5 protein-coding genes are annotated in these 6,578 nt (G+C 68.0%); 1 reads left to right on the top strand and 4 read right to left on the bottom strand.

Going from position 1 to position 6,578, the window contains the following annotated elements; genetic code table 11:
* Nucleotides 1–125: 125 nt before the first annotated feature.
* Together dapB and G4D85_RS47735 are read right to left on the bottom strand one after the other, a co-directional pair.
* The gene (gene dapB, locus G4D85_RS47740) at nucleotides 126–893 is read right to left on the bottom strand and encodes a 4-hydroxy-tetrahydrodipicolinate reductase (protein WP_164021688.1); all 768 of its coding nucleotides are present in this window, start codon (nucleotides 891–893) and stop codon (nucleotides 126–128) included.
* Nucleotides 894–1,000: 107 nt separating this feature from the next.
* Nucleotides 1,001–2,218, bottom strand: a complete 1,218-nt coding sequence (locus tag G4D85_RS47735; RefSeq protein ID WP_240359941.1) for an MFS transporter — start codon at nucleotides 2,216–2,218, stop codon at nucleotides 1,001–1,003.
* A 344-nt stretch (nucleotides 2,219–2,562) separates the two neighbouring features.
* On the opposite strand from G4D85_RS47735, the gene G4D85_RS47730 reads away from it, so the two are divergent.
* Nucleotides 2,563–4,341 carry a hypothetical protein gene (locus G4D85_RS47730; protein WP_164021684.1) on the top strand — a complete coding sequence of 593 codons (1,779 nt, stop codon included), beginning with the start codon at nucleotides 2,563–2,565 and terminating at the stop codon, nucleotides 4,339–4,341.
* Here the strand turns inward: G4D85_RS47730 and G4D85_RS47725 are convergent.
* The gene (locus G4D85_RS47725; protein WP_164021681.1) at nucleotides 4,254–5,717 is read right to left on the bottom strand and encodes a serine hydrolase; all 1,464 of its coding nucleotides are present in this window, start codon (nucleotides 5,715–5,717) and stop codon (nucleotides 4,254–4,256) included. The two genes, G4D85_RS47730 and G4D85_RS47725, sit on opposite strands and share 88 nt — an antisense overlap.
* 104 nt (nucleotides 5,718–5,821) lie before the next feature.
* On the bottom strand, nucleotides 5,822–6,427 hold the full coding sequence (locus G4D85_RS47720) for a DUF2716 domain-containing protein (protein ID WP_164021679.1): 606 nt from the start codon (nucleotides 6,425–6,427) through the stop codon (nucleotides 5,822–5,824).
* Nucleotides 6,428–6,578: the final 151 nt, after the last annotated feature.

Here is a 6,578-nt window from a genome sequence, read left to right as displayed (position 1 = left end):
CCGCTGGCACTCGCCGCGTCGACTTCGCGCCAACTTACGCGCCGCCTCCCGCGCCACGCCGCCCCAGGGGCGCGCGGCGTAGACCGCAGCGCTCGCCCCCTCGCTCCAAAAGAGCGAAAGTCGAGTCAGAGGAGCCGGTCCATCCCGCGCACGACTCCGATGAACTCGCTCACCCGGCGAATGGCGAGCAGCGTTCCGGCGACGTAGGGCGTTGCCCCGGGCCCGCCGTCATAGGAGAGGGTCAGCCGTTCGTCCTGCCGTCCGAAGCGGATCTCCAGGCCGATGGTGTAGCCGGGAAGGCGGATCGAATGGATGCGGGACTGGTTCACCGACGCTCCCCGCGCGGTGACGTCGCCGACGGTCTGCTCCACCGGCACCTCGACCTCGGGAGGCCGAACCTCCGAGAGCCGCCATGCCAGCTCCCGTGCCGTCCCGCTCGGGGCGTCCATCTTCCCCGCGTAGGCGCTGTCGATGATCTCCCACGACGACAGGTGCCGGGCGGCTTCGACGGCAAAGCGCTGAAGCAACGCGGCGGTGATGGAGAAGTTGCCCACCGCGAGCACTCCGACCCTGGCGCTCCTGGCGACCCCATCGATTTCCCGGACATCCTCATCGGTCAGGCCCGAGCTGCCGACCACCACGTGTCGGCCTGCACGAACCGCTGCCAGCACGTTGTCCTTCACGGCGTTGGCGCTGGTGTAGTCAACGAAGACGTCTGACGGAATCGCCAGCGCCTCCGCGACCGAGCCGGTGATGGTCAAGCGACCCAGCACTTCGCCCCGGGCGCGACGTGCCACCGCCGCCACCAGCTCGACGTCTTCGGCGGCTTCGATGGCCGCCGCGAGTGGCTGTCCCACCCATCCGGTCACTCCCGCCAGGCAGACGCGAATCATCCGGCCCGCATACCAACTTTCGAGCCCTCCCTGACAGGCGCCCTTCGGTTCGTAGCGACCCGCCTCGGTGTTCCCCTCCAGTGGAGTTGGAGATCGAACATGCGAGCTCAGGCGGGACGGTCAGCGACGGCGACGAGCCACTCGTGGAGGACGACCAGCACCAGCGCGCTGCACGCGATGACCCAGCCAATGGCCGAGAGGCCGAAGCGCTCGCTCATGAGGCCGGCGACGCTCGGCACCACGGCCACGCCGAGGGTCGCGGCACTGACCTGGAAGCCGACCGCATGCGGCGCCATCCGCTCACCGACGCGCCGGGGCGTCTCCGCCATGAGCCCCGGGTAGATGGACGCGAGGGCGAAGGACAGCAGCGGCAGCGCGGCGACGCCCACCTTCAGCCCGGGGATGGCGAACAGCACCGCGAAGATGAGCACGCCCAATGTCGCGACCCGGACCATGACGGCCTGTCCCACCCGCTCGACGGCGAAGCCCAGCACCAGCCGCCCCGCCAGGAGCCCGCCCCAATAGGCCGCCACCCAGGTTCCGGCCGCCGTGCCGCCAAGGCCGCGCTCCTCGGTGAGGAGGGTGTAGCTCCACTGGCCGGCGGCGACCTCGATGCCCGTGTAGAAGAAGAAGACGGCGACCTGCAGCCAGACCCTGCCACTGCGGAGGGCGGAGAGTGTGCCGACGGGCGGCTCGTCCAGCGGCAAGGGGCCGACGCCACCGGGAGCATCCACCACCACATGCGGTGTGGACGGCTCCGCTTCCCAGAGCCTCCGCGCGGGGACGAAGGCCAGTGCCAGGGCCGCGAGGATGCAGCCGACCACTGCATAGCCGACCCGCCACGAGGCACCGCCACTGAGCACCGCCGTCATGACCACGGGGCCCGACATGGCCCCCGCTGCATAGGCGGCATGGAGCCAGGACATATGCTTCGGGCTGAAGTTGCGGGCGGCGTAGGTGTTCAGCGCGGCGTCGATGGCGCCGGAGCCAAAACCCCCCAGAGGGGCCGCCAGGACGACGATGAGCACGAAGGAGGGCGAGGCCGCGTAGCCAAGGACGCAGACGGCGACGAGCGCGGTGCTCCCGGCCAGGAGTCGGCCGATGCCGAGCCACTGCATCAGTCTTCCGGCCAGCATGCCGGAGATGAAATAGGCCGTGGCCGCGACGGCCAGGGGGAGGCCGAGGAGTGCATGGGGCAGACCGAAGCTGCCGCGCATGGAAGGCCACGCGACGCCGAGCACGGCATCCGGAAGGCCGAGGCTGATGAACGCCAGATAGGCGAGCGCCAGGAGGGTCGCGGAGGAGCGGGAGGTGGACGGTTTCACGTGGCGACTGGAGCTGATGAGCGTCGGAGCCTGCGGTGAAGGAACGGGCAGACGGTATCTCTCAGGAACCAGCCCGTCCTGCTCGGGTCGCCGTGAATCCAAGGACCTGGCAGAAGCCTGACGTTCGCCGGCACGGACCTTCGGGTCCGCGTCGTCACCCCGAGGTGCGCACATGTGCGTCTCGAAAATCTTATGCAAAAGAAACCGGAGGGGCGCGTCCTCCTGTCGCCGCACGGTTGAACCGCGGCACGACCGGAGAAGCCATGCCTCCCCAAGTGACGGGTCAGCGTCCTGCACCGAAGACGACCACGAACAGGGTTCCGCCGTCTCCGGCGAAGCCGACCGTGCAGACCCGGACCCCTCCCGCCCAGCCGAACGTGCTGCAGCGCGACTCGTTCATGACCTCGACGCAGAACAAGACGCCGCAGACGCAGCGACTGCTTGGGGACAACCTGCTCCACATGGCGGCGGCGTACGGGATGGACTCGCTCGACAAGCTCTACGCCGCGCAGGCGGAGCTGCTGCCCGAGCTCCGCCAGGCGGCGATCAACGGCACCGATGTCGACTTCGACCAGATGCTGAAGCTCGTGAACGACCCGGCGACGCGTGAGGGCATGACCGCGTACTACGAGGCGATGCGGGTGACGCGAGACATCGGCCACGGCAACGAGAGTGGCTTCGAAGCGCTCCCCGCCGCGAAGACGAAGCTCGAAGCGGCGCTCAAGAACCTTCCGGATGGCAGCCCGCTGAAGGCCTCGCTTCAGGCGATGACCACGCAGATGGAGGGCGCGCAGAAGACGCTGCTCGCCGGCACCGAAGCCGGCGGCAAGACGCCCCGCGCGGCCATCGCGCTGATGAACAACATCGCCAACGCTCCGCTCGGCCAGCTTCCCGACGAGGACATGGTGACGGGCTCCATCGACAACGTCGTGTCGAGCGCGCTCGAAAAGGGCGCGAACCCGAAGCAGGCGGAGGCGCTGAAGGGCGCGCTCGAGCTCGCCTACGGCCTGCGTGCGAATGGCGGCAGCTCCACCGAGCTGCTGGAGGCGAACAAGAAGAAGCTCGCCGACTTCGCGAAGGAGGCGGGACCCCTGGGGCAGAGCCTCCGCCCGCTGTTCGACAAGGTCTCCAAGGAGGCGACGCTCAAGCCGTCCGCCGTGCCGCAGATCAACTCTCAGGCTGACGCCATCAACAATGCGGAGACTGTCTCCACCCTCGCCGGGAATCTGAAGATCGCGGCGACCCTGGCCGGCATTGACGGCCTGCCGGACGCGCTCGACGCGCTGAAGAACTCGGCGGACGCCATCGCCAAGGGCAACACCGTGGAGGGAACGGTCGCCGGCATCACCGCGGCGCCCGCCATCATCAGCGGCCTGCTGCAACTCGTCGCGAAGCAGCCGCATCTCGAAGAGCAGGTGCTGAAGCTGCTCGGGCGCGTGGGCGGTATCGCGAAGGGCCCCACGGATCTGCTTGGCATGTACGGCAATGCCAAGAAGGTCCTGTACGGCACCGACCTGGATGGCAAGAAGGTGTCGGCGGATGACCGCATCAAGGCCGGCGCGGACCTGGCACTCGACAACGTGCCTTCAGTCCTCACCACCATCGGCGCGATCTCCGGCAGCTCCGCCACCATCTTCGAGATTGCCGCGGCCCCTCCGCTCGCCATCGGGCTCGCCCAGGCGAAGCTGATGATGTACGTCATGGAAGAAGCCGGGAAGATGAAGGGCAACATTGCGCAGCACGAGCTGCGCAAGCGCTTCGCGCTCGGCGATGGCGACGACCAGCAGTTCCAGAAGGCGCTCGCGGATCAGGTGCAGGCCGTGGAGCAGAAGCCTGTTGCCAGAGCGGACCAGGCGCTCTCGACTTCGCAGTACCTGCTGCATGCGGACCGACGAACAGAAGAAGCAGCTGCGCATCTCGTTCCCGAACCGTTACTAGCGGGGAGCGTGCCGCGCGTTGAGAGGGGCCGGTCGTTCGAAGTCGGAGAGGGGCAGCTCCCCCACCGGGGGGGGAGCTGGGCAGGTCGGACGTCCCGTCAGCGCGTGGCGGCCGGCGCCTGGAGCTTCTTGAGCGCGTCCACCGCGTTGGTATTGGCGGGGTCCAGCTCCAAGGACCGGCGGTAGTTCGTGATGGCCAGCTCCTTGTTCCCGTTGGTGAGGTACGCCTCGCCCAGGCTGTCGTAGGTGTTCGCGTCGGCGGGGAACATCTCCACGTTCAGCTTGAAGACCTCGATGGCGTCCGGCACGCGCCCGGAGCGCAGCAGCCGATAGCCGGCGTTGTTCAGCTCGTTCGCGGAGAAGTCGTACGCGTCCGCCTTCGTGGCCTTCAGGGTCCGGTAGCGGGCGATGGCCTCCGTGACGGACGACTTCTCGAGGGTCGTCACCACCAGCTCCCCGATGGACGCCCGGGGCTGCCGGGGCGGGATGCCGTGAAGGATGCTCAGCGCTCCAGTCGCCAGCTCCATGAGGGGGCCGCGCGAGGTGTTGTCCAGGAGGATGACGACTTCCTTCTTGTCGGGCACGCGGACCAGCAGGGAGCTGAAGCCGTTGATGCCACCGTTGTGGCTGATGCTGGCGAGCTCCGTCTTGTCATCGTGCAGCTTGACCGACCCCCGGACCCACCCCAGGGCATAGTCGTTCAGGGCCGGGGTGAACATCCGCTCCTTGAGCGCCGCGGGAAGCAGCGTGTCGAGGTACAGCGCCCGGTCCCAGCGGTAGAGGTCCTCCACCGTCGAATACATCGCGCCGGCGGCATGGGGGATCCCCATGTCGAGGTAGGGCGCGTTGACGTACCCGCTGGGAGTCGTCGTGTAGCCGCTCGCGCGCTTCGGCAGCACCGTCGCGGACACGTCGTAGCCGGAGCTCTTCATCCCCAGCGGGTCGAAGATGCGCTGCTGGAGAGCCTGCGCGTACGTCTGTCCCGTGACTTTCTCGATGATGGCGCCGAGCAGGAAGTAGCCGGAGTTGCTGTACGCCATCTTCGAGCCGGGCTCGAACTCGAGGTCTCCGCTGCAGAACTTCCTCACGAAGTCCGCCACGGGGTAGGGGGTGCGCGACTCGTTCTCGAAGAAGCCGGGCGCCGACGTGTAGTTGGGGAGGCCGGTGGTGTGGTGCAACAGCTGGGCGATGGTGATGCGGTCCCCGGTGTCCTTCCGGTAGTCGGGAAGGTGCTTCGTCACCTTGTCGTCGAGCGTGAGCTTCCCCTCGGCGACGAGCTGCATGATGACCATCGACGTGAACTGCTTCGTGACGGAGCCGATACGGAACTTCGTGTCGGGCGTATTCGGCACCTGCCACTCGAAGTTCGCGGAGCCATAGCCCTTCTTGAGGACGAGGCCCTTCTCATCCGCCACGAGCACGGTGCCGTTGAACTTGCGCAGCTGGTGGAACTTCGTGACGAGCCGATCAATCTCCTGTGACTTCGTCGCCGCTCCGGCGGTAGGGACAATCCACACCCACGCCACGAGCATGCACAGGATGCCCGCCTTGATGCCGTTCATTCGATTCTCCCGGTAATGGGCGGATGTACGGACAGGTGGCGGCTCGATTGCGTCGACCCGTCTGGGGCACACGCCGGTGGAGTGCCGGCCCGTGGCTTACCGTCTCATTCGTGGAGCGGGCTGCGGCGCCCACGCCGGAAGAGCTCCGGCAGGTTGCGCTCGACGGCGTCGACGAGGTCGCGTCCCCGCAGCTCGTACGTCTCCACTTCGAGGAGGCCGCCCCCTTCGCGGTTGCGGACGTTGTAGCGGGCGGCGAAGACGAAGCGGAAGTCGGGCGGCGCGAAGTAGTGCTGGGGGTCGCCGTCGGCGTGGATGCTCACCGGCCACCGCTCCGCGAAGGGAGGCGGGTGGATGCCCTGCTGGGCCTGCGCGAAGTGCTCCGCGTTGTAGTTGCCGGTCATCTCCTCCAGCGTCGCGCCCGTCTCGAAGGGGACGTGCGGGAAGAGGCGGTAGCTCGTGTGGTGGTAGTCCAGCGCATAGAGCCACCCCTCCGGCGGAATGAGGGCCCGGAAGGCGGCGAGCATCTTCTCGGCCAGGTCCTGGTACAGCGCGAGCTGCGCATCGCGTGACAGGCCGGCCAGCGCTTCGTCGATGACGAACTGGACGTCTCCCTCCCGTGGCGCGGGCCACGGGTGCTCCAGCGAGGCGGTCTCGTCGTCGCCATTGAGGAGGAACCAGGCCTGGGCCTCGGGCGGACTCACAGCCTCCATTTAGCCCTGGTAGGGGCGGTGGAGGCAATGCGGGGATCCCGGGGCAGGGCCGGCTCGCCCTGCTTCGCTCCCACCCGACCCGGGGTGGGTCATTGTCCGCTTCCGGGATGACGCGTGCCATGTCCGAACACTCCCCCGAAGCCGGGCAGCA

The sequence above is a fragment of the Pyxidicoccus trucidator genome (genome assembly GCF_010894435.1).
Classification (GTDB): domain Bacteria; phylum Myxococcota; class Myxococcia; order Myxococcales; family Myxococcaceae; genus Myxococcus; species Myxococcus trucidator.
Note: the sequence above shows the minus strand (reverse complement) of the source record. Positions and strands in the feature narration are given on the sequence as shown.

What these genes read in the sequence shown, in the direction of transcription:
- G4D85_RS47725 (WP_164021681.1), bottom strand. Translation starts at nt 5,717, where the DNA reads ATGAACGGCATCAAGGCGGGCATCCTGTGCATGCTCGTGGCGTGGGTG.
- G4D85_RS47720 (WP_164021679.1), bottom strand. Translation starts at nt 6,427, where the DNA reads ATGGAGGCTGTGAGTCCGCCCGAGGCCCAGGCCTGGTTCCTCCTCAAT.
- dapB (WP_164021688.1), bottom strand. Translation starts at nt 893, where the DNA reads ATGATTCGCGTCTGCCTGGCGGGAGTGACCGGATGGGTGGGACAGCCA.